Origin of the sequence: Serratia sp. 2880STDY5682894, assembly GCF_001537385.1 — a bacterium.
In the GTDB taxonomy this organism is placed as follows: Bacteria; Pseudomonadota; Gammaproteobacteria; order Enterobacterales; family Enterobacteriaceae; genus Serratia; species Serratia nevei.
On record NZ_FCJA01000007.1, the window covers coordinates 222535 to 242564 of the forward strand.

The window sequence follows — 20030 nt, forward strand, 5'->3', positions numbered from 1 at the left end:
GGCTGGAGGGCTGTCTAACAACGAAACCGGCATTCCATTGCCGAAAAAAGCATTATGAATTTTTCTGGGGCGAAGCGCCGTGCAAAATGCGATTCAGCCTGCCGCCGCCAGCCCCCGAATAAGTTTGGCTAAGGTTTTGATCGCCTCTTCAAACCGATCGTTCCATTCAAAAGAGGCGTTGAGGCGGAAGCAGTGGTTGAAATGGTCGCCGGTCGTAAACATGCGCCCTGGCGCGATGCTGATCCCCCGGGAAAGGGCCTGCCGGTACAGTTCCATCGACGACAGCGCCGGATCCAGCTCCAGCCACAGGAAGTATCCGCCGTCGGGCTGGCTGACCTTCACCGTCGGCGGGAAATGGTGGGCGATCGCCTGACGCATCGCGCTTTGGCGCTGGGCCAGCAGCCGCCGCAGCCGCCGCAGATGGGTATCGTAGCCGCCGTGCAGCAGATAATCCGCCAGCGCCATTTGGGTCGGCACGCTGGTGGAAACGGTGCTCATCAGCTGCAAACGCTGGATCTGCTGCGCATAACGCCCCGCCGCCACCCAGCCGACGCGAAAGCCCGGCGCCAGGCATTTGGAAAACGACGAGCAATGCAGGATCTGGCCGCCGCTGTCGAGCGCCTTGGCCGGCAGCGGCCGTTCCGCGCTGAAGTACAGCTCACCGTAAACGTCATCTTCAATCAGCGAAATCTGTCGGTCGCGCAACAGCGCCACCAGACGCTGCTTGTTGGCCTCCGGCAGGGTGGCGCCCTGCGGGTTCTGGAAGTGGGTCATCAGCCAGCAGGCTTTGATCGGATACTGTTCCACCGCCTGCTGCAGCGCGTCCAGATCGATGCCGTCCTGCGGATGGGTGGCGATCGCCACCGCCTTTAACCGCAGCCGTTCCAGCGCCTGCAGCGCGCCGTAAAACGCCGGCGACTCGATCGCCACATAGTCGCCCGGCTGGGTCACCGCCTGCAGGCTGAGGCTGAGCGACTCCATCGCCCCGGCGGTGATGACGATTTCGTCCGGCGCGACCTGCATGCCGCTCAGCGCATAGCGTTGGGCGATGTGCCGCCGCAGCGCGTCGTTGCCCGGCGGCAGGTTGGCCAGCGAACTGTGCGGCGTGAACTTGCGCGCTACGCTGCTCAGCGCCCGCGCCAGCTTCGGCTGGGCAAACAGCGTGGCGTCGGGAAAGGCCGAACCGAAAGGCACGATATCCGGATCCTTGCAGGCCTGCAGCACGTCGAAAATAAAGGCATTGATGTCCACCTGCTCGCTCAGCAACAGCTTCTCGCCGCGCGAAGGCTGGGGCAGCGGCTGCGGACGCGCCGCCACGTAGTAGCCCGACTGCGGCCGGGCGACGATCCACCCCTGGCTCTCCAGCAGTTGGTAAGACTGCACCACCGTCATCAGGCTCAATCCGGCGCGTTTGCCGCTCTCGCGCAGCGAAGGCAGCTTGTCGCCCGCCCGCCACACCCGGTTCTGGATCTGTTCTCTAATCTGCTGCGCAAGCTGCTCGTATCGGGTCATAACCATTAACTGTTATATGAAAAAGTAAAATAACTGTCACTATTATAGTCACTGTACTCCGTGCTTAACTTAACGCCAAGTATTTCACATAAAAATGACAGCTATACTCAAGAGGTTAATTTATGTTCAACCCTAGGAGGCGCCATGCTGGGTCTTGATGCACTGGAACTCGCCAGAATACAGTTCGCCTTCACCGTGTCTTTCCATATCATCTTCCCCGCCATCACCATCGGTTTAGCCAGCTATCTGGCGGTGCTGGAAGGGTTATGGTTGAAAACGCACAATGAAGCCTACCGCGAGCTTTACCATTTCTGGTCAAAGATTTTCGCCGTTAACTTCGGCATGGGCGTGGTGTCCGGGCTGGTGATGGCCTATCAGTTCGGCACCAACTGGAGCTTCTTCTCCGAGTTCGCCGGCAGCATTACCGGGCCGCTGCTGACCTATGAAGTGCTGACCGCCTTCTTCCTCGAAGCCGGTTTCCTCGGCGTGATGCTGTTCGGCTGGAACCGCGTCGGCCCCGGCCTGCACTTCTTCGCCACCTGTATGGTGGCGCTCGGCACGCTGATCTCCACCTTCTGGATCCTGGCCTCCAACAGCTGGATGCAGACGCCGCAGGGGCATGAAATCATCAACGGCCAGGTGGTGCCGGTCGACTGGCTGAAGGTGATCTTCAACCCGTCCTTCCCGTACCGCCTGCTGCACATGTCCACCGCCGCCTTCCTCTCCTCGGCGTTCTTCGTCGGCGCCTCCGCCGCCTGGCACCTGCTGCGCGGCCGCGATACCCCGGCGATGCGCAAGATGCTGTCGATGGCGATGTGGATGGCGCTGATCGTCGCGCCGGTGCAGGCGCTGATCGGCGATGCGCACGGCCTGAATACGCTGAAACACCAGCCGGCGAAGATCGCCGCCATTGAAGGCCACTGGGAAAACCCGCCGGGCGAAGCCACACCGCTGATCCTGGTCGGTTGGCCGGACATGCAGCGCGAAGAGACCCGCTTCAAGCTGGAAGTGCCGTACCTCGGCAGCCTGATCCTGACCCACAGCCTGACCGAACAGGTGCCGGCGCTCAAATCCTTCCCGCCGGAAGATCGCCCCAACTCCACCGTGGTGTTCTGGTCGTTCCGCATCATGGTCGGGCTGGGCATGCTGATGATTCTGGCCGGGGTGTGGAGCCTGTGGCTGCGCTGGCGCGGCGGGCTGTATCAGTCGCGTCCGTTCCTGTACTTCATTCTGTGGATGGGGCCTTCCGGATTGCTGGCGCTGCTGGCGGGCTGGTTCACCACCGAGATCGGCCGCCAGCCGTGGGTGGTGTACGGCCTGCTGCGCACCAAGGACGCGGTCTCCGCGCACGGCGACCTGCACATGAGCATCAGCCTGCTGGCGTTCATCATCGTCTACTGCTCGGTGTTCGGCGTGGGGTATTCCTACATGATGCGCCTGATCCGCAAAGGACCGCAGCCGCATGAACACCAAGAAGACAATACCGAGGGCCGCCCGGCACGTCCGCTGTCCGCGGTCAACGACACTCTGGACGACAGGAGCTGAACATGGGCATCGATCTTCCGCTGATTTGGTTTGTGATCATCGTGTTCAGCACCATGATGTACGTGGTGATGGACGGTTTTGACTTGGGCATCGGCATCCTGTTTCCGTGGGTGAAAGAGAGCGGCGACCGCGATCTGATGATGAACACCGTCGCCCCGGTGTGGGACGGCAATGAAACCTGGCTGGTACTGGGCGGCGCGGCGCTGTTCGGCGCCTTCCCGCTGGCCTACTCGGTGATCCTCGACGCGCTGGCGATCCCGCTGACGCTGATGCTGATCGGGCTGATTTTCCGCGGCGTGGCCTTCGAGTTTCGCTTCAAGGCGAAGCCGGAGAAACGCCATATCTGGGACAAGGCGTTCATCTGGGGCTCAATCTTCGCCACCTTCAGCCAGGGTGTGGTGGTAGGCGCCGTGATCAACGGCTTCCCGGTCGAAGGCCGCACCTACGCCGGCGGCGCGCTGGACTGGCTGACGCCGTTTGCGCTGTTCTGCGGGCTGGGGCTGGTGGTGACCTACGCCCTGCTCGGCTGTACCTGGCTGGTGATGAAAACCGCCGGTGACCTGCAGGCGCGCATGTATCACCTGGCGACGCCGCTGCTGGCGATCCTGTTGCTGGTGCTGGCCGCGGTCAGTATTTGGACGCCGATCGCGCATCCGGAAATCGCCGCCCGCTGGTTTACGCTGCCGAACCTGTTCTGGCTGCTGCCGGTGCCGGTGCTGGTGCTGCTCAGCGCCTGGGGGATTCAACGCGGGGTGAAACGCGGCGCGCACTACTCGCCGTTCATGCTGACGCTGCTGCTGGTATTTCTCGGCCTGAGCGGGCTTGGCATCAGCATCTGGCCGCACCTGATCCCGCCGGCCATCAGCCTGTGGGACGCCGCCGCCCCGCCGCAGAGCCTCGGCTTTATGCTGGTAGGCGCGCTGTTCATCATCCCGATCATTCTGGTCTACACCTTCTGGAGCTACTACGTGTTCCGCGGCAAGATCAGCCATGAACACGGCTATCACTGAGAAGGGAGGACGCTATGCAAGATAAAACGGCAACCGCCGCGCCGGCGCCCTGGTGGAAACGCATCGGTTGGCTGGTGATCATCTGGAGCGCCAGCGTGCTGGGGCTGTTCGTGGTCGCCTCGCTGTTCCGCCTGCTGATGACCGCGGCGGGCATGAAGTCGCATTGACGCGGCGCCTTATCTGGCCGCGCTGTTGGGAAAGTAGAAGGATACCACCAGCGTGACCAGCGGCAAGGCGCCGATCTTCACCAGTTCGAACGCTTGCCTCAGTGCTTCATTTTTGTCCCAATACGCGTGGGCGGCGAATACGCCCACGCTGACCGCAAATATCCCGCACAGCACCTGGCGCGCCAGGCGCAGCCGCTCCATTTCGTCGAAGACCAGCGAAGGATCCAAATACAACCTTTCAGCATCGAGCTGCGGGCGCTCATTTTGCGGCTTCATGGAAAAATCCCCACCACCACGGCGACTGCCTCCAGCCCCTCGTCGCTTTCACGCACGATACCGAGGCGGGAACCATCCTGTTTCATCCACTCACGGTCGGCAATCGTCATTAAAGCAAACGCCAGCCGTATGACGTCGGTTTTGGCCATCCCGTGACGCCGGGCAATATCGTTCAAACTGTCGTCGATTTCATTGGATAACCGAATCGGCAAGCTGCGCATAGTCCACCTCCTGTGGCCGTTGATTCACAGGGGGAAAGTCTACTGGAAGGGCAAATATCGTTCAATTAGTGAACTGCGTAACGCCTCGCACAATCCACATGCAACGCTAATGCGGTTTGCGCCCCATCGCGCTGAGGAAGCGCTGCTGCAGGCGCAACAGCTCCTCCAGCTCCAGCAGGCGGTAATCGATGCCGAAACGCGGCGCCACCTCGCCGATGATGCGGCTCAACGCCGGGTAATGGCGGTGGCTCCAGTGCGGGAACAGATGATGCGTCAAATGCAGGTTCGCCCCGCCAAGCCAGTATCCCAGCCAGCGCGGCCGGGTCAGCCAGTCGAAGGTCGTGGCGAACACATGGTGATACCAGCCGTGCGGCATCGCACCCTGCGCCGGCGCCTGATAAAAATTGGCTTTGGCCCAGTGGGTGCCGATGATCAACATTACGAACAGCAATGAAGAAAGCATCTGGCTCAGCAAATAGACCAGCAGAATTTGCCCGATGCCGATGGCCGGCGGCAGCAGCCAGCACGGGATCGCCAGCGCCAGCAGCAGGTGCGCCGCCTTGCCCGCCAGAAATCCGCACCAGCCGCGCACGCCCTGCTGCGCCATGCGCGCCGCCACGCGGGTGCGGCCCGCCCGGTCCAGCCAGTCGAACAGCCAGATGTAGTACGGGAACGTCAGCGCCGCTACCAGCGGCCAATAGTAACGCTGGGCGCGCATAAAGGGTCGCCAGCGCTGGAACGGCGTTTGCCGCAGCACGCCATTGGCGTCGATGTCGGGGTCGTAATGTTCGATATTGTTATGGGCATGGTGAAACAACACGTGGCGCACGCGCCAGCAGTCGGGATCCAGCCCCAGCGGGACGCTCACCAGGGCGTTCAGCCAGCGGTTGGCCCAGGGCCGACGGAAAAACGCGTTATGCGAGGCGTCGTGCACCACGTTCACCGTCAGGAACATGCCGATAAAGATAAAGCCGAAATAACAGGCGAAAAACGCCCAGCCGTTTTGCTGCTGCAGGCTCAACCCGTAACACAGGCCGCACAGCGCCAACAGCAGCGCCACCTTCGCCAGCATGCCGCCGTCGGCGAAGCGGTGATCGCCGTTGGCCGCCAAATAATGCTGGGCGGCCTGCATCAGCGCGCGATGTAGCCCGCCGTCATCGCGCCGATAGGCTAACGGGCGCAGCGGTTTCATGGCTGCCCCATAAGGCGCAAGAAGCGCTGTTGCTGCGCCAGCAGTTCGCGATAGCCGATGCAGCGATATGCCATGCCGTGCCGCTGAGCCACTTCCGCCACCGCGGCGGCCAGTGCCGGATAGTGGCGGTGATTCCAGCCGGGAAACAGGTGGTGGGTGAGGTGATAGTTCAGCCCGCCGGTCAGGTGTTCCAGCCAGCGCGGCTCAGGCTGCCAATCGCAGGCGGTGGCGAAATTGTGCCGGTACCAACCGTGCGGCATGCTGTCGCCCGCCGGCGCCGGGTAAAACTCGGCCTGCGCCCAGTGGGTGCCCAGCAGCAGGAACACCACCAGCAGCGAGGCAAACATCTGGCTGAGCGCGTAAGCCAACAGCACCCAGCCCCAACCGATGCCGTGCAGATGGCACAGGATCAGCGGCACCACCAGCACCAGCGCCACATGGAGCAATTTGCACAGCACGAACAGCGCCCAACCGCCGCGCCCCGCCAGCACGCGTTTTTCCCGCAGCGGCGTTTTATTGAGCCGATCGGACCAATCGAAAATCCACGCGATGTAGGGTAGCGAGAGCGCGGCGATCAGCGGCCAGTACAGATGCTGATAGCGCATATGCGGCCGCCAGCGCTGGAACGGCGTCTGGCGGAAAAAGCCGTTCTCTTCGGTGTCCAGATCGTAGTGTTCGACGTTGGCGTAAACGTGGTGGTAATCCACGTGCCGCGTGCGCCAATAGTCCGGATCGACGCCCAGCGGCAGCGTCACCAACCGCCCCACCAGGCGATTGGCCCAGGGCGCGCGCAAGAAGGCGTTATGCGAAGCATCGTGATTGACGTTGACGTTGAGCAGCATGCCCATGGCCACGAACAGGAAATAGCAGAGGAAAAACGCCCAGGGCTGATGCTGCATCAGGCTCAGGGCATAAAACCCGACGCACAGCGCCAGCAACAGCGCAGCCTTGGCCAGCCGCGCGGTATCGGCATAGCGATGATCGCCCGCCAGGCAGGCGTGCGCCGCGCGCTTGAGATCGCGGTGAAACGCCTGCTCGCCATCGGTGGGGAAACGCAGCGGCGGTAATGAGTCAGCCATGCGGTTCCTCCACGGCGGCCGGTGCGGCCACTCGCCCCCAGCCCAGCGCCACGCACAGGGCATGCAGCGCCACGGCGGCCATGGCGATATGCCAATAGCGCTGCGGCCAGCCAAGATAGCCGATAAACAGCAGCGGCATGCCCAGCGCGATCAGCAGCCAGACGGCGCTCGCCCACGGCCGCCCTTCCGTCATGCCGCCCAGCGCCACCGAGCCCAACGCCAGCAGCACCAGCAGCGCCATTTGCGGCCAGCTGATGTCGCCGTAACCGTAACCGTATTGGTAGACGTAACCGACCACCAGCGAGAACAACAGCATGGCGCCGCTGAAGACGCTGAACGCCGAACGGCGGTCGCGCGGCCGGCCCGGCGCCGGGCGCCAGGCCAGACGGAAATAGCGCAGGAACGGCAGATTACTCGCCCAAAATGGGTTGGCAGACGGCCGATCGCCGCTGACGCCGTAGCTGAACGGCGTGGTCGGTAGCGCCGGGCAGAACGTGCCGAACAGCTTGTCCCAAAAGATAAAGCTGCCGCCGAAGTTCTTATTGGAATACGCCATGTCCTTGACGTGATGCACCCGGTGGTGCGCCGGCGTGACCAGGATTTTTTCCAGCACGCCCAGCTTCGGCGTCAGCGCATTGTGGTTAAACAGCTGAATGCTGTAGTGAAAAATCGACACCGCGACGAACACCGACAGCGGCACGCCCGCCAGCGCCAGCAGCAAAAAGAACGGGATCGACGTCAACGACGAATACCAGGAGTTGCGCACCCCCAGCGACAGGTTGAAGTGCTCCCCCTGGTGGTGCACCACGTGTACCGCCCACAGCACGCGGAAGCGGTGGTGCAGGCGATGCAGCCAGTAGAAACCGAAGTCCCACGCCAGCAGGGCGAACAGCCACATCAGCAGCGGCGGCCAGGCGTCCAGCAGCCCCAGGCTGAAATGCGCGGCCACGTAGCCGTAGCAGGTGATCTCCAGCCCGCGGAACAGCCACAGCATGATATGACCGGAGTTCAGATTGAACACCAGATCGTGCCAGTTGACCGGCTCACGGCGCCCCCACTGCAGCGCCACCGCCTCGGCCACCACGATGAACAGCATGAACACTATCGGCAACGCCAGATCGCTCATCCTACTTCTCCTTTCACCACGCGCCGACGCAGGGCCTCTATGCGCAGGGCCAGCCAGCCGGCGAACAGCGCCAGCAGCGCACCGCCGGCCAGATCGACAAACAAATGGCGGCGCAGCTGCAGGATGGAGAACGCGATCGCCACGCCCCACAGCATCCACAGCGCCGTCCGCACTTTGCGCTCGCCGTCGCTCAGCGCCCACACCGCCAGCACCGTCAGCGCCATGTGCAACGACGGCAGGCAGTTTTGCGGCGAATCCACCTGCGTTAACGCCGCCAGCAGCTGCGCGCTGAGCCCAACGCCCTCGTTCTGCGGATAGGCCATGGTGGTCGGCCACAGCAGGTAAACTGCCCCGGCGCCCAGCGCCGTCAGCTGCATCGCCAGCGTCAGCCATTTGATTCGCTGCAGCGGCGCCAGCAAATAGCCCGCCGGGACGATGAGGAAGAACGACAGATAGAGCCAAATGGCCGCCGGATTAAACGGGATCGCCCGGTCAAGCGTCGATGGCGGCAGCAGGGTTCCCGCCCCCTGCAGGCGATCGGTCAGGCTATACACCACCCCGACCGTCCCCCAGCCGAGCAACATGTGCCCTAGCCTGAACAGCATCTTTTTCATGCTTCCTCCGCCTGGCGCACGATGCGCCGCCGCTTGCGATCGAACTGCGGTAACACCGCCTGCGCCGTCAACCGCCATTCGAGCCGATCGGTGGCGATGCCCTGGCGAGCGAACAGCGCGATCAGCTGCGCCTGGCAGTGCGCCAACGCCGCCAGGCTGCAATCGGCGATCAGCTCCAGCCGGTGCTCGCCGCGCTGGATCAGGCGGTAATCGCTGGTCAGCGGCAACGCATTGGCGATCGTCCGGCTGCAGGCATCGGCGAACACCGCCTGCGGTTGGCGCTGCGCATCGGGTAACATCAGCTGATCGTCGCGCCGCCCTTCGATACGCGCAATCGCCCGCGTCGGTTGCCCGCACGGACAGGGTTCCTTGCGCAGCACCAGCACATCGTCCAGCCGATAACGCACGATCGGCTGCGTGCTGCGGGTGAAATCAGTGATCAGCGGCGTAAAACGCTGCTCGTCGATCCACTGCGGTTCGATATGCAAAAACTCTTCGTTCAGATGCAGCGTGCCGTGCGCGCAGGTGGCGGCAAGAAACCCCTCGGTGGCCTGATACACTTCGCCGACCGCCGGAAACACCTGCATCAGCAGGCGGCGATCCTGCTCTTCCAACACCTCGGCGACCGAGATCGCTTTTTTGACCGGCAGCTTCACCTGCCCGGCCAGCACCGCCAGCGCCAGGGCACGCAGCACTTGCGCCGGAGCCACGATGATGCTGGGCGCCTGCCGTTCCAGTGCGGGCAGATGCTCGCTGAACGGCGCGAGCAGATCGTAAAACGCCAGGCTCAGCCAACGGTTGTTTACGCTGTGATAGAGATTATTGTCCGCCCGCAGAAACAGGGCTACGCGCTCGCCGGCCAACAGCCCGTCCGGCAGCATCTTCGCCAGCATGCCACCGGCCCACACCTGCTGTTCGCGCGGACTGACGACAAACACGCCGCGCTGCCCGGAGGTGCCAGACGACAACCCGACGCTGTAGCGCCCGATCTTCGGCGTGAAATCGCGATCCGCCTCGCTGCGCTGCGCGCAGGCCAGCACCGCCTCTCGGCTCAGCCCGGCGGTATTCATCCGGTCAAACTGCGCCATCATCAGCGCCTTGTCCATCTGCGGCCATTCGGCGAACGGGCGGCGGCTGAAGCGCTGAAAATAGGGGCTCTTGCTCAGCACCCGGCGGGCAAAGCCCGCGAGCTGCCGGGCCTGATGCGCCTCCAGCGCCGCACGATCGCCAAAGCGCAGGCGCCGGGCGCGGAAATAGTGCCACAAGGTCATGAAGGGGATCACAGGTCCCCCTCGTGGCACAGCAAAATGTTAACCTGGCCGCCCGCCCACAGCTGGTTGAGCCGTTCCAGCGTGCGGGTGTACGCCGCCGCATCGTCCATCACCAGATTGGCCAGGCGCGAAGGCCCGCGCAGCGTCCGGTAGCTCTGCGGCGACCAGGCGGCGTCGCTGGCCAATAGCGTCCAGCCGGCGTCGGTGAGAATAAAGGCGCCGATATGGCCGGCCGCATGCCCCGGCAGCGGCACCAGCACGATCTGCCCCTCGCTGCCCGGCAGCGCGTAACCGCGATCGAACGGCGCCAGCAGCGCGGGCAACGCCACCGAGGGAAAAGCCTCCATAAACTGCAGACGACTCTCGAAATCCGCCGGGATCAGGCCGGGAATAAAGGCGCGCTTGAGTGCCGCGAAACCGCGCAGCCCACGGGTTTGCTGCCAGCCTTCGCCGGAGCAAATAAAGTCGAGGTGGCTGAAATCCTGCAGCCCGGCGATGTGATCCGCGTGAAAGTGCGAGACGATCAGCGCCTGGATGTCGCCTTCGGCGTAACCGGCTTCGCGCAGCTGATGCGCCAACGACTCGGCGGGATCGAAATAGACCGGCGTCATGCGGCGGTAAAGGCTGAATACCCCCGACTGCGTGTGCTGCTGAAAATAATGCGCGTAGCCGGTATCCCACAGCCAGCGGCGCTGCCCCACCTCCAGCAGATAGGCGCGCGCCGGGAATTTACACACCCGGAACCCGGCGCCGCGCAGCGCCATACAGCCGATATGCGTGCAATAGCCCACTTCAAATACGGTGACCTTAGCCATGCGGTATGCCTCCTTGCTGCCGCAGCCACTCGCCGGTCAGGCGGATCCCCTCCTCCATCGAGTAACGCGGCCGATAGCCCAGCTCTTCGATCGCGCGAGTCTGGCTCAGAGTCATGTCAAAATGCACCGCCGCCACGCTGTAGCGCGTCAGCAGCGGTTCCTTGCCGCTCAGGCTTGCCCACAACTCCATGCCGCCGGCCAGCGCCTGCAGCAGCGGATACGGCACGGCCTGCAGCCGGTAACGCAGCCCCAGCTCCTGGCGCAGCAGCGCATCCAGCATCTCCGCCAGCCGCTGCGGTTGGTGGTTGGTGATGTTGTACACGGCGCCGGACGGCAATCCGCGTTGCCGGCTGGCCAGCTCCATGGCGTGCACCACGTTGGGAGCAAAGGTCAGATCCAGCAACGCCTGCCCGCCGCCGGGCAGCCGCAGCACGCCGCGATCGCGTTCGAGCTGTTGCAACAGCCGCGGCACGATCACCCGATCGTGCGGGCCAAACAGGCCGCGCGGCCGCAGAATAATATAGGTGGTTTGCGGGTAGATCTTCGCCTGCGCCAACAGCCGCTGCTCGGCGGCGTGCTTGCTGGCGGCATAGTGGTTGGCGAAGCGCCGGGCGCGATAACCCTCATCAAGATCGTAATGCGGCTGAAAATCGAAGTAGATTGCCGGCGTGGAGATATGCACGAAGCGCCGCACGCCGCAGCGCCCGGCCGCCTCCGCCAGCTTGTCCGTCGCTGCGGCGTTGATGCGGTGAAATTCCGCTTTGCTGCCCCAGGGCGATGACTTGGCCGCACAGTGCCACACCCACTCGCAGTCGGTCACCAGCTCCCGGCACTGCTGCGGCGTGGCCTGCGCCAGATCGAGCGAGTAAAATTCGGCGCCCAGCTGGCGCAACGCTTCGCCGGCCCGCTCATCGCGGCCGGTGGCGCGCACCTGATGCCCGGCCTCCAGCAACCACTCCGCCGCGTTGCGCCCCAGCCCGCTGGTCGCCCCGGTCACCAGCACCCTCATGGCAGCAACACCATGCCGGCCAGCGCCAGCCCGGCGGCGGTGCCGATCAGCATCACCGGCTGGCCGGGGTTGAAGCGCCCGGTGGTCACGGCGGCATGCAGCGCGGTCGGGATAGAAGCCGCCACCTGGTTGCCGTGATGGCGGTAGATGTCCACCAGCGCCTCGCTGGAGACGTGCAGCCGTTTGCGCATATGTTCGAGCGACAAATGGCTGGCCTGGTGCGGCACCACGGTGGCGATCTGCCCCAGGGTCAAGCCGCTGGCGCTCAGCAGCCGGTCGAGGTAGTCCTCAATCAGCGCCGACGCCTGACGGAACAGCGGCTTGCCCTGCATATGAAACAGGAAGTCTTGCTCGCACATGCCGGCGCGCGGGTTGCGGCGCGTGCCGCCGGCGCGGATCTCGCACAGTTCGCTGCCGGCGGGATAGGTTTCCACCAGGCTGGCGAGGATGCCGCCTGTGCCGTCACCGCGCTCCACGATGGCGCAGGCGGCGCCGTCGCCGAAGATCAGCGACGACTCTTCGTGCTGCCAGTCGATGCCGCGCGAAGCGAGATCCGCCGAGACGATGGCGATACGTCGATACGTCCCGGCGTTCAACAGCCCCGCCGCCACCTGCAGCGCAGAGATAAAGCTGACGCAGCTGCTGTTGATGTCGAAGCCCGGCGTACCCGGTGCCAGCCCGGCAACCTTGAGAATATGCGCGGCGGTGCACGGCAGCGCCTGCACCGCTATCGCCGAGGCGGAGATCAAAAGGTCAATGGAGGCTGCCGGAATGGCGCTGCGGGCCAGCGCGTCTTGCAGCGCGGCGGCGGCGAGATCGGCCTGGCTGGCATCGTCGGCGGCGTGATAGCGGTAAACGATGCCCGAGCGTTTTTCAACGTAGCCGGCCGGTTTCCCCAGGCGGGCATCGAGCGTAGAGGAGGCCACGCGGTTGGGCGGCAACGCGGCCCCGGTGGCAATGATTTTCAGAGGCAACAGCTCGGGTGAGCGACATTGTGTGGTCATTATTGTTATTGATTAACCTGACTATCCATAAAGCGATTCTCCCGCACGGCGCAAAGGCTATGCGGATCATCCCCGGTTTTTATGTCCCAAAAGGCCTTTCATCAAGGCGGTATCTCTTGTTATCAGCTGGCGCGGGCCGACGTCCGTCGGCGGAAGCATAAGCGTAACATTACTGAGATATTCAGTTTACGGCAAGGCGGCGAGAATGGGCAGACGGCGGGAGAATTATCGGAATAGCGCCGCCGCTGGCGATCGGCGGCGGCGGGGTCAGGCTCAGCGGCGGTTGCGCACCAGCTGGTAACGGCGGGTCAGATACTCTACCGGCGCACTCCAGATATGCACCAGGCGGCAGAACGGGAACAGCACGAACAGCGTCATGCCCAGCACCATGTGCAGTTTGAAGATAATCGCCACGCCTTCCAGGTGCGCAGAGGCGCCGGCGTGGAAGGTCACCACCGCCTGCGCCCAGGCCACCAGCTTCATCATTTCGCTGCCGTCCATATGCTGGGCGGAGAACGGAATGGTCAGCAGGCCGAGGCACACCTGCACCACCAGCAACGTCAGGATCATGATGTCGGCGAAGCTGCTGGTGGCGCGCACCCGCGGGTTGGTCAACCGGCGCTTCAGCAACAGCGCGCCGCCGATCAGCGTCATCAGGCCGCAGGCGCCGCCGGCGATCATCGCCAGCTTCTGCTTCACGTCGATCGGCAGGAAGGCCTCATACATCCAGTGCGGCGTCAGCATGCCGAGGAAGTGGCCCGCGAAGATGCCGATAATGCCGATGTGAAACAGGTTGGACGCCAGCCGCATGCCCTTTTTATCCAGCATCTGGCTGGAGCCGGCGCGCCAGCTGTACTGCCCGTAGTCGTAACGCAACCAGCTGCCGATCAGGAATACCGCGCCGGCCAGATAAGGGTAGATATCGAAGAAGAACTGATTCAAAAATTGCATGATTAGCGTCCTTTGGTTCCGGTTAACGCATCCGTCAGGTCCAGATACTGTGGTGCCACCGCGCCGGCGAAGCGCCGCTGGTGCGCCGCCTGCTGGGCGGAGGCGCAGCCCTGTTCGCCGAGAAACTTGACCTGCTCCTCTTCCCACACCGCATCCAGCGCCTGCGGCGTATCGTCACGTGCCTCTTGCGCCACCTGGGGCTCCAGCGTCTGGGCCTGCACCTCGCTGCCGGACAGCGCCAGCAGCAGATCGAACAGCACCGCATACGGGCTTTCACGCTGTTGCAGGCGCGCGCCCAGCAGCGCCAGGATCGGCGCGATGTCCTGCAGCCCTTCACGCGCCTGCGCCGCACTGCGGCTGGCCAGATACTCCAGATACAGCGGCAGGAAATCCGGCAGCTCGCGGCTGTCGATCTCCAGCCCGGCGGCGCGGTACTGCGCCATCAGGTCAACCATCGCCTGGCCGCGATCGCGCGACTCGCCGTGCACGTGCTCAAACAGCAGCAGCGAGGTGGCGCGGCCGCGATCGAACAGCTCGCAATAGTCGGCCTGCACGTCCAGCAGCGGGCGGGCGCACAGGCGGCGGATAAACAGAATCAGCTGCGCGCTGTGGTGCAGATCCAGCTCGCTGGCCGGCTCCAGCGCTTCGATGAGCGCCTGCTGATGGTCAAACAGGACCTGCTCCGGGTAATCCAGCAGGCGGGCGATCACTTTCAGGCTGATCATGAGGCATCCTCCGGCCGCGCGGTTTTCGCGGTCACGTCGATGGCGTCGATACGGCGGCTGTTGAACAGGTTGAACTTGCCGTCGCTGCCGTGGCAGCCGTCGCCGAAGCTGAAACCGCAGCCTTTGCTTTCCGGGAAGGCTTCGCGCGCCAGCTCGCGGTGGCTCGACGGCACCACGAAGCGATCTTCATAGTTGGCGATCGCCAGGTAGCGGTACATCTCCTGCGCCTGCGCTTCGCTCAGGCCAACCTGCTCCAGCGCGCTGGTGTCCACCACGCCGTCGACGGTTTCCGCCCGCTTGTAGTGGCGCATCGCCAGCATGCGCTTCAGCGCCAGCAGCACCGGTTCGGTATCGCCGGCGGTCAGCAGGTTCGCCAGATACTGCACCGGAATGCGCAGGCTCTCGACGTCCGGCAACACGCCGCTGTGCGCTAGCTCGCCGGCGTCGGCGGCGGACTGAATCGGCGACAACGGCGGCACGTACCACACCATCGGCAGCGTGCGGTATTCCGGGTGCAGCGGCAGCGCCAGCTTCCAGTCCATCGCCATTTTGTACACCGGCGACTGCTGGGCAGCTTCAATGACGCCCTGCGGCACGCCGTCCGCCAGCGCCTGAGCAATCACCTTTGGATCATGCGGATCGAGGAAGATATCGAGCTGGCTCTGGTACAGATCCTTGTCGTTCTCCACCGCCGCCGCCTGCTCGATGCGGTCGGCATCGTACAGCAGCACGCCGAGGTAGCGAATGCGGCCGACGCAGGTCTCCGAACACACCGTCGGCTGCCCGGCTTCGATGCGCGGGTAGCAGAAGATGCACTTCTCGGACTTGCCGCTCTTCCAGTTGAAGTAGATTTTCTTGTACGGACAGCCGGTCAGGCACATGCGCCAGCCGCGGCACTTGTCCTGGTCGATCAGCACAATGCCGTCTTCGCCGCGCTTGTAGATCGCCCCGCTCGGGCAGGTGGCGACGCAGGCCGGGTTGAGGCAGTGTTCGCACAGGCGCGGCAGGTACATCATGAAGGTGTTTTCGAACTGGCCGTACATCGCCTTCTGCAGGTTGTCGAAATTCTTGTCCTGCGAGCGTTTTTCGAACTCCCCGCCGAGGATCTCCTCCCAGTTAGGGCCGCTTTCGATCTTGTTCATGCGCTGGCCGGTGATCAGCGAGCGCGGGCGAGCCACCGGCTGGTGCTTGCCCTGTTTGGCGGTATGCAGATGCTGGTAGTCGTAATCGAACGGCTCGTAGTAGTCGTCCAGCGCCGGCACGTCCGGGTTGGCGAAGATTTTCGCCAGCACGCCGACGCGGTTGCCCATGCGCGGTTCCAGCTTGCCGTTGATTTTACGTATCCAGCCGCCCTTCCATTTTTCCTGATCTTCCCAGGCGTGCGGATACCCGACGCCGGGCTTGCTTTCCACGTTATTGAACCAGGCGTATTCCATACCTTCACGGCTGGTCCAGACGTTTTTGCAGGTGACCGAACAGGTGTGGCAACCGATGCACTTGTCCAGATTCAGCACCATGCCGACTTGCGAACGAATTTTCATTTGCTGTTCTCCTGCTGACTGCCCTGCGCGTAGTCGTTGCCTTCGTCGTCCAACCAATCAATGCGGTTCATCTTGCGCACCACCACGAACTCGTCGCGGTTGGAGCCGACGGTGCCGTAGTAGTTGAAGCCGTAGGCCAGCTGCGCATAGCCGCCGATCATGTGGGTCGGCTTCGGACAGGCGCGGGTCACCGAGTTGTGGATGCCGCCACGCTGGCGGGTGATCTCCGAACCCGGCAGATTCACAATGCGCTCCTGCGCGTGGTACATCATGGTCATACCGGCCGGGATACGCTGGCTGACCACCGCGCGCGCCGTCAGCGCGCCGTTGGCGTTGAAGGCCTCGATCCAGTCGTTGTCCGCGATGCCCAGATCTTTGGCGTCGTCTTCGCTCAGCCAGACGATCGGGCCGCCGCGCGACAGCGTCAGCATCAACAGGTTGTCGCTGTAGGTGGAGTGAATGCCCCACTTCTGGTGCGGCGTCAGGAAGTTCAGCGCCTTCTCCTTGTTGCCGTTCGGCTTGCTGTTGAGCAACGGCTGCGCGGCGCGAGTGTCGATCGGCGGCCGGTATACCAGCAGGCTTTCACCGAAGGCGCGCATCCACTCGTGGTCCTGATACAGCTGTTGACGGCCGCTGATAGTGCGCCACGGGATCAGCTCGTGCACGTTGGTGTAACAGGCGTTGTAGGAAACGTGTTCGTCTTCCAGACCGGACCAGGTCGGGCTGGAGATGATTTTGCGCGGCTGCGCCTGAATGTCGCGGAAGCGAATTTTCTCGTCTTCCTTGTTCAGCGCCAGATGCCGGTGATCGCGGCCGGTGACGTTGCTCAGCGCCTCCCACGCTTTTACCGCCACCTGGCCGTTGGTTTCCGGCGCCAGCGACAGGATCACTTCCGCCGCGTCTATTGCGCTCTCAATCTTCGGCCGCCCCGCCGCCGGGCCGTCGGCCTTGACGTAGTTAAGCTGCTTGAGGAAGTCGACCTCGGCTTGGGTGTTCCAGCTGATGCCCTTGCCGCCGTTGCCCAGTTTGTCCAGCAGCGGCCCCAGCGAGGTGAAGCGCTCGTAGGTGGCCGGGTAATCGCGTTCCACCGCGATGATGTGCGGCGCAGTTTTGCCCGGGATCAGATCGCACTCGCCTTTCTTCCAGTCCTGCACGCCGTAAGGCTGCGCCAGTTCGGCGGCGGAATCGTGCTGGATAGGCAGGGTCACCACGTCGGTTTCCTGACCCAGATGGCCGACGCACACCTCGGAGAAGGCCTTGGCGATGCCCTTGTAGATCTCCCAGTCGCTCTTCGAATCCCAGGCCGGATCGACCGCCGCCGACAGCGGATGGATGAACGGGTGCATGTCGGAGGTGTTCATGTCGTCTTTTTCGTACCAGGTGGCGGTCGGCAGCACCACGTCGGAGTACAGGCAGGTGCTCGACATGCGGAAATCGAGCGTCACCACCAGATCCAGCTTGCCTTCGCCGCCCTGCTCGCGCCATTCCACTTCCTGCGGCTTCACGCCGCCCTGCTGGCCGAGATCTTTCCCCTGAATGCCGTTTTCGGTGCCCAACAGGTATTTGAGCATGTACTCATGGCCCTTGCCGGAGGAGCCCAGCAGGTTGGAGCGCCAGACAAACAGGTTGCGCGGGAAGTTCTGCGGATTGTCCGGCTGCTCGGCGGCGAAGCCCAGCGTGCCGTTTTTCAGGCTATCGACGGTGAACTCGACCGGCGACTGACCGGCCGCACGGGCCTGCTCCGCCAGGCGCAGCGGGTTGGTGCCCAGCTGCGGCGCCGACGGCAGCCAGCCCATGCGCTCGGCGCGCACGTTGAAGTCGATCAGGCTGCCGCCGAAGCGCGACTTGTCCGCCAGCGGCGACAGCAGCTCGTCGGTGCCGACGGTTTCATAGCGCCATTGGCTGGAATGGTTGTAGAAGAACGAGGTGCTGTTCATGTGGCGCGGCGGGCGCTGCCAGTCGAGGCCGAACGCCAGCGGCAGCCAGCCGGTTTGCGGCCGCAGTTTTTCCTGGCCGACGTAGTGCGCCCAGCCGCCGCCGCTCTGGCCGACGCAACCGCAGAAGATCAGCATATTGATCAGGCCGCGGTAGGTCATGTCCATGTGGTACCAGTGGTTGACGCCGGCGCCGACGATGATCATCGAACGGCCGTGGGTCTTCTCGGCGTTTTCCGCGAACTCGCGGGCAATGCGAATGATGTTGTGACGCGACACGCCGGTGATCTGCTCGGCCCAGGCCGGGCTGTAGGCCTTGACCTCGTCATAGTCGGCGGCGCAGTTGGCGTCGTCCAGCCCGCGTTCCAGACCGTAATTGGCAAGCTGCAGGTCATACACGCTGGTCACCAGCGCTTCGCTGCCGTCCGCCAGCTGCAGGCGTTTCACCGGCAGCTTGTGCAGCAGGATCTCGTCCAGCGCCACGCTGTTGAAATGCTCGCTGTCCGCGCCACCGAAGTACGGGAAGCCCACCTCGGCCACGTCGTCATGCATGCCCAACAGGCTGAGCTGCAGCTCGACTTCCTGTTGCGACTTGCCCTCGCGCTGTTCCAGGTTCCACTTGCCCTTCTCGCCCCAGCGGAAGCCAATGGAGCCCTGCGGCGCCACCAGATCGCCGCTGCGGCTGTCGATAGCGACGGTTTTCCACTCGGGGTTGTTTTCCTGGCCCAGCCCGTCCACCAGATCGGCAGCGCGCAGCAGGCGGCCGGCGGCGTAATGGCCGCCTTCACGCGCTTCCAGCAGCACCAGCATCGGCATGTCGGTATAGCGGCGCACGTAGTCGCGGAAGTAGCCGACTTCGCGATCGAGATGGAACTCTTTCAGCATCACGTGGCCCATCGCCAGCGCCATCGCGCTGTCGGTGCCCTGCTTCGGATTCAGCCAGTGGTCGCACAGCTTGGCGACTTCGGCGTAGTCCGGCGTCACCGCCACGGTTTTGGTGCCCTTGTAACGCACTTCGGTAAAGAAGTGGGCGTCCGGGGTGCGCGTCTGCGGCACGTTGGAGCCCCAGGCGATAATGTAGGAGGAGTTGTACCAGTCGGCGGATTCCGGCACGTCGGTCTGCTCGCCCCAGGTCATCGGCGAGGCCGGCGGCAGATCGCAATACCAGTCGTAGAAGCTCAGGCAGGCGCCGCCGATCAGCGACAGGTAGCGGGCGCCGGCGGCGTAGGACACCATCGACATCGCAGGGATCGGCGAGAAGCCGATGATACGGTCCGGGCCGAAGGTTTTGGCGGTATAGACGTTGGCGGCGGCGATCAGTTCATTGACCTCCTGCCAGCTGGAGCGGACGAAGCCGCCGCGGCCGCGCGCCACCTTGTAGCTTTTGGCTTTTTCCGCATCGCCGACGATAGAGCCCCAGGCCGCGACGGGATCGCTGTGCTGCGCTTTCGCCTCGCGCCACAGCTTGAGCAGACGCTTGCGCATCAGCGGGTATTTCAGCCGGTTGGCGCTGTACAGGTACCAGGAGTAGCTGGCGCCGCGCGGGCAGCCGCGCGGTTCATGGTTGGGCAGATCGGGCCGGGTGCGCGGGTAGTCGGTTTGCTGGGTTTCCCAGGTCACCAGGCCATTCTTCACGTAGATCTTCCAACTGCAGGAACCGGTACAGTTCACGCCGTGGGTAGAACGCACCACTTTGTCGTGCTGCCAACGGCTGCGGTAGCCGTCTTCCCAGTCGCGGTTGGTGTTCAAGGTCTGGCCGTGATCGCCAGAAAAAGGCTCCGCCAACTGCTTGAAATAGCGGAAACGGTCTAAAAATTTGCTCATCCGGAATGCTCCTGAAGGCTCTTGTCGTTATAAGAAGACATGCTCAATCTGCCGCCAGCCTACTGACGGCCAACCGGCGGCAAATTGATTGCGATCAAGAGAAAGCGGGAGGCGACGCGCGTATCGGGTGAGAAATACCACCAAAGTATAGGTGCGGGATATGATGTTAATCGATTGAATTTAAATGAATAAAAGAGGCTGTCATGACAAAGGC

At 63.6% G+C, this 20030-nt stretch carries 18 protein-coding genes; 3 read left to right on the forward strand and 15 right to left on the reverse strand.

Annotation, left to right across the window (positions count from 1 at the left end):
* Positions 1–93: 93 nt before the first annotated feature.
* Positions 94–1512, reverse strand: a complete 1419-nt coding sequence (locus AWX27_RS17340) for an aminotransferase-like domain-containing protein (RefSeq protein ID WP_060424120.1) — start codon at positions 1510–1512, stop codon at positions 94–96.
* Positions 1513–1656: 144 nt separating this feature from the next.
* Between AWX27_RS17340 and AWX27_RS17345 the strand changes: the two genes are divergently transcribed.
* The 3 genes from AWX27_RS17345 to AWX27_RS24655 are packed head-to-tail and all read left to right on the forward strand — an operon-like array spanning position 1657 to position 4234.
* A complete protein-coding gene (locus AWX27_RS17345) occupies positions 1657–3057 on the forward strand; it encodes a cytochrome ubiquinol oxidase subunit I (protein ID WP_004934615.1) in 1401 nt (466 codons plus the stop codon).
* A gap of 2 nt (positions 3058–3059) precedes the next feature.
* On the forward strand, positions 3060–4067 hold the full coding sequence (gene cydB, locus AWX27_RS17350) for a cytochrome d ubiquinol oxidase subunit II (RefSeq protein WP_049202081.1): 1008 nt from the start codon (positions 3060–3062) through the stop codon (positions 4065–4067).
* A gap of 14 nt (positions 4068–4081) precedes the next feature.
* Complete coding sequence (locus tag AWX27_RS24655; RefSeq protein ID WP_071605360.1) at positions 4082–4234, forward strand: DUF2474 domain-containing protein; 153 nt, start codon at positions 4082–4084, stop codon at positions 4232–4234.
* A gap of 9 nt (positions 4235–4243) precedes the next feature.
* Here the strand turns inward: AWX27_RS24655 and AWX27_RS17355 are convergent, their stop codons facing one another.
* From AWX27_RS17355 to AWX27_RS17420, 14 genes are all read right to left on the reverse strand, one after another.
* Positions 4244–4510 (reverse strand): hypothetical protein, encoded by a 267-nt coding sequence (locus AWX27_RS17355; RefSeq protein WP_060424021.1) that lies wholly within the window; start codon positions 4508–4510, stop codon positions 4244–4246.
* Complete coding sequence (locus tag AWX27_RS17360) at positions 4507–4731, reverse strand: hypothetical protein (RefSeq protein WP_004934623.1); 225 nt, start codon at positions 4729–4731, stop codon at positions 4507–4509. The genes AWX27_RS17355 and AWX27_RS17360 overlap by 4 nt, the downstream gene beginning before the upstream one ends.
* A gap of 106 nt (positions 4732–4837) precedes the next feature.
* Entirely contained in the window at positions 4838–5923 is a 1086-nt protein-coding gene (locus tag AWX27_RS17365) for an acyl-CoA desaturase (RefSeq protein WP_060424024.1), read from the reverse strand.
* Positions 5920–7002, reverse strand: coding sequence for a fatty acid desaturase family protein (locus AWX27_RS17370; RefSeq protein WP_060424026.1), 1083 nt, complete (start codon positions 7000–7002; stop codon positions 5920–5922). Before AWX27_RS17370 ends, AWX27_RS17365 begins: the two co-directional genes overlap by 4 nt.
* Positions 6995–8128, reverse strand: coding sequence for a sterol desaturase family protein (locus tag AWX27_RS17375; protein ID WP_060424029.1), 1134 nt, complete (start codon positions 8126–8128; stop codon positions 6995–6997). Before AWX27_RS17375 ends, AWX27_RS17370 begins: the two co-directional genes overlap by 8 nt.
* Complete coding sequence (locus tag AWX27_RS17380) at positions 8125–8742, reverse strand: phosphatase PAP2 family protein (RefSeq protein WP_060424031.1); 618 nt, start codon at positions 8740–8742, stop codon at positions 8125–8127. Before AWX27_RS17380 ends, AWX27_RS17375 begins: the two co-directional genes overlap by 4 nt.
* The gene (locus tag AWX27_RS17385; RefSeq protein ID WP_060424034.1) at positions 8739–10025 is read right to left on the reverse strand and encodes a F390 synthetase-related protein; all 1287 of its coding nucleotides are present in this window, start codon (positions 10023–10025) and stop codon (positions 8739–8741) included. Before AWX27_RS17385 ends, AWX27_RS17380 begins: the two co-directional genes overlap by 4 nt.
* Positions 10022–10828 (reverse strand): MBL fold metallo-hydrolase, encoded by an 807-nt coding sequence (locus AWX27_RS17390; RefSeq protein WP_060424037.1) that lies wholly within the window; start codon positions 10826–10828, stop codon positions 10022–10024. The genes AWX27_RS17385 and AWX27_RS17390 overlap by 4 nt, the downstream gene beginning before the upstream one ends.
* Positions 10821–11837: an NAD-dependent epimerase/dehydratase family protein gene (locus AWX27_RS17395; RefSeq protein ID WP_060424039.1), complete on the reverse strand. Its 1017-nt coding sequence runs from the start codon at positions 11835–11837 to the stop codon at positions 10821–10823. Before AWX27_RS17395 ends, AWX27_RS17390 begins: the two co-directional genes overlap by 8 nt.
* On the reverse strand, positions 11834–12841 hold the full coding sequence (locus tag AWX27_RS17400) for a 3-oxoacyl-[acyl-carrier-protein] synthase III C-terminal domain-containing protein (protein WP_060424041.1): 1008 nt from the start codon (positions 12839–12841) through the stop codon (positions 11834–11836). The genes AWX27_RS17395 and AWX27_RS17400 overlap by 4 nt, the downstream gene beginning before the upstream one ends.
* Positions 12842–13114: 273 nt before the next feature.
* Positions 13115–13792 (reverse strand): respiratory nitrate reductase subunit gamma, encoded by a 678-nt coding sequence (gene narI / locus AWX27_RS17405; protein WP_025303199.1) that lies wholly within the window; start codon positions 13790–13792, stop codon positions 13115–13117.
* 2 nt (positions 13793–13794) lie between these two features.
* Positions 13795–14517 (reverse strand): nitrate reductase molybdenum cofactor assembly chaperone, encoded by a 723-nt coding sequence (gene narJ, locus AWX27_RS17410; protein ID WP_060424043.1) that lies wholly within the window; start codon positions 14515–14517, stop codon positions 13795–13797.
* A complete protein-coding gene (gene narH / locus AWX27_RS17415) occupies positions 14514–16058 on the reverse strand; it encodes a nitrate reductase subunit beta (protein ID WP_033634924.1) in 1545 nt (514 codons plus the stop codon). Before narH ends, narJ begins: the two co-directional genes overlap by 4 nt.
* On the reverse strand, positions 16055–19816 hold the full coding sequence (locus AWX27_RS17420) for a nitrate reductase subunit alpha (RefSeq protein ID WP_060424045.1): 3762 nt from the start codon (positions 19814–19816) through the stop codon (positions 16055–16057). The genes narH and AWX27_RS17420 overlap by 4 nt, the downstream gene beginning before the upstream one ends.
* Positions 19817–20030: the final 214 nt, after the last annotated feature.

What these genes read in the sequence shown, in the direction of transcription:
- AWX27_RS17340 (WP_060424120.1), bottom strand. Translation starts at nt 1,512, where the DNA reads ATGACCCGATACGAGCAGCTTGCGCAGCAGATTAGAGAACAGATCCAG.
- AWX27_RS17345 (WP_004934615.1), top strand. Translation starts at nt 1,657, where the DNA reads ATGCTGGGTCTTGATGCACTGGAACTCGCCAGAATACAGTTCGCCTTC.
- cydB (WP_049202081.1), top strand. Translation starts at nt 3,060, where the DNA reads ATGGGCATCGATCTTCCGCTGATTTGGTTTGTGATCATCGTGTTCAGC.
- AWX27_RS24655 (WP_071605360.1), top strand. Translation starts at nt 4,082, where the DNA reads ATGCAAGATAAAACGGCAACCGCCGCGCCGGCGCCCTGGTGGAAACGC.
- AWX27_RS17355 (WP_060424021.1), bottom strand. Translation starts at nt 4,510, where the DNA reads ATGAAGCCGCAAAATGAGCGCCCGCAGCTCGATGCTGAAAGGTTGTAT.
- AWX27_RS17360 (WP_004934623.1), bottom strand. Translation starts at nt 4,731, where the DNA reads ATGCGCAGCTTGCCGATTCGGTTATCCAATGAAATCGACGACAGTTTG.
- AWX27_RS17365 (WP_060424024.1), bottom strand. Translation starts at nt 5,923, where the DNA reads ATGAAACCGCTGCGCCCGTTAGCCTATCGGCGCGATGACGGCGGGCTA.
- AWX27_RS17370 (WP_060424026.1), bottom strand. Translation starts at nt 7,002, where the DNA reads ATGGCTGACTCATTACCGCCGCTGCGTTTCCCCACCGATGGCGAGCAG.
- AWX27_RS17375 (WP_060424029.1), bottom strand. Translation starts at nt 8,128, where the DNA reads ATGAGCGATCTGGCGTTGCCGATAGTGTTCATGCTGTTCATCGTGGTG.
- AWX27_RS17380 (WP_060424031.1), bottom strand. Translation starts at nt 8,742, where the DNA reads ATGAAAAAGATGCTGTTCAGGCTAGGGCACATGTTGCTCGGCTGGGGG.
- AWX27_RS17390 (WP_060424037.1), bottom strand. Translation starts at nt 10,828, where the DNA reads ATGGCTAAGGTCACCGTATTTGAAGTGGGCTATTGCACGCATATCGGC.
- AWX27_RS17395 (WP_060424039.1), bottom strand. Translation starts at nt 11,837, where the DNA reads ATGAGGGTGCTGGTGACCGGGGCGACCAGCGGGCTGGGGCGCAACGCG.
- AWX27_RS17400 (WP_060424041.1), bottom strand. Translation starts at nt 12,841, where the DNA reads ATGACCACACAATGTCGCTCACCCGAGCTGTTGCCTCTGAAAATCATT.
- narI (WP_025303199.1), bottom strand. Translation starts at nt 13,792, where the DNA reads ATGCAATTTTTGAATCAGTTCTTCTTCGATATCTACCCTTATCTGGCC.
- narJ (WP_060424043.1), bottom strand. Translation starts at nt 14,517, where the DNA reads ATGATCAGCCTGAAAGTGATCGCCCGCCTGCTGGATTACCCGGAGCAG.
- narH (WP_033634924.1), bottom strand. Translation starts at nt 16,058, where the DNA reads ATGAAAATTCGTTCGCAAGTCGGCATGGTGCTGAATCTGGACAAGTGC.
- AWX27_RS17420 (WP_060424045.1), bottom strand. Translation starts at nt 19,816, where the DNA reads ATGAGCAAATTTTTAGACCGTTTCCGCTATTTCAAGCAGTTGGCGGAG.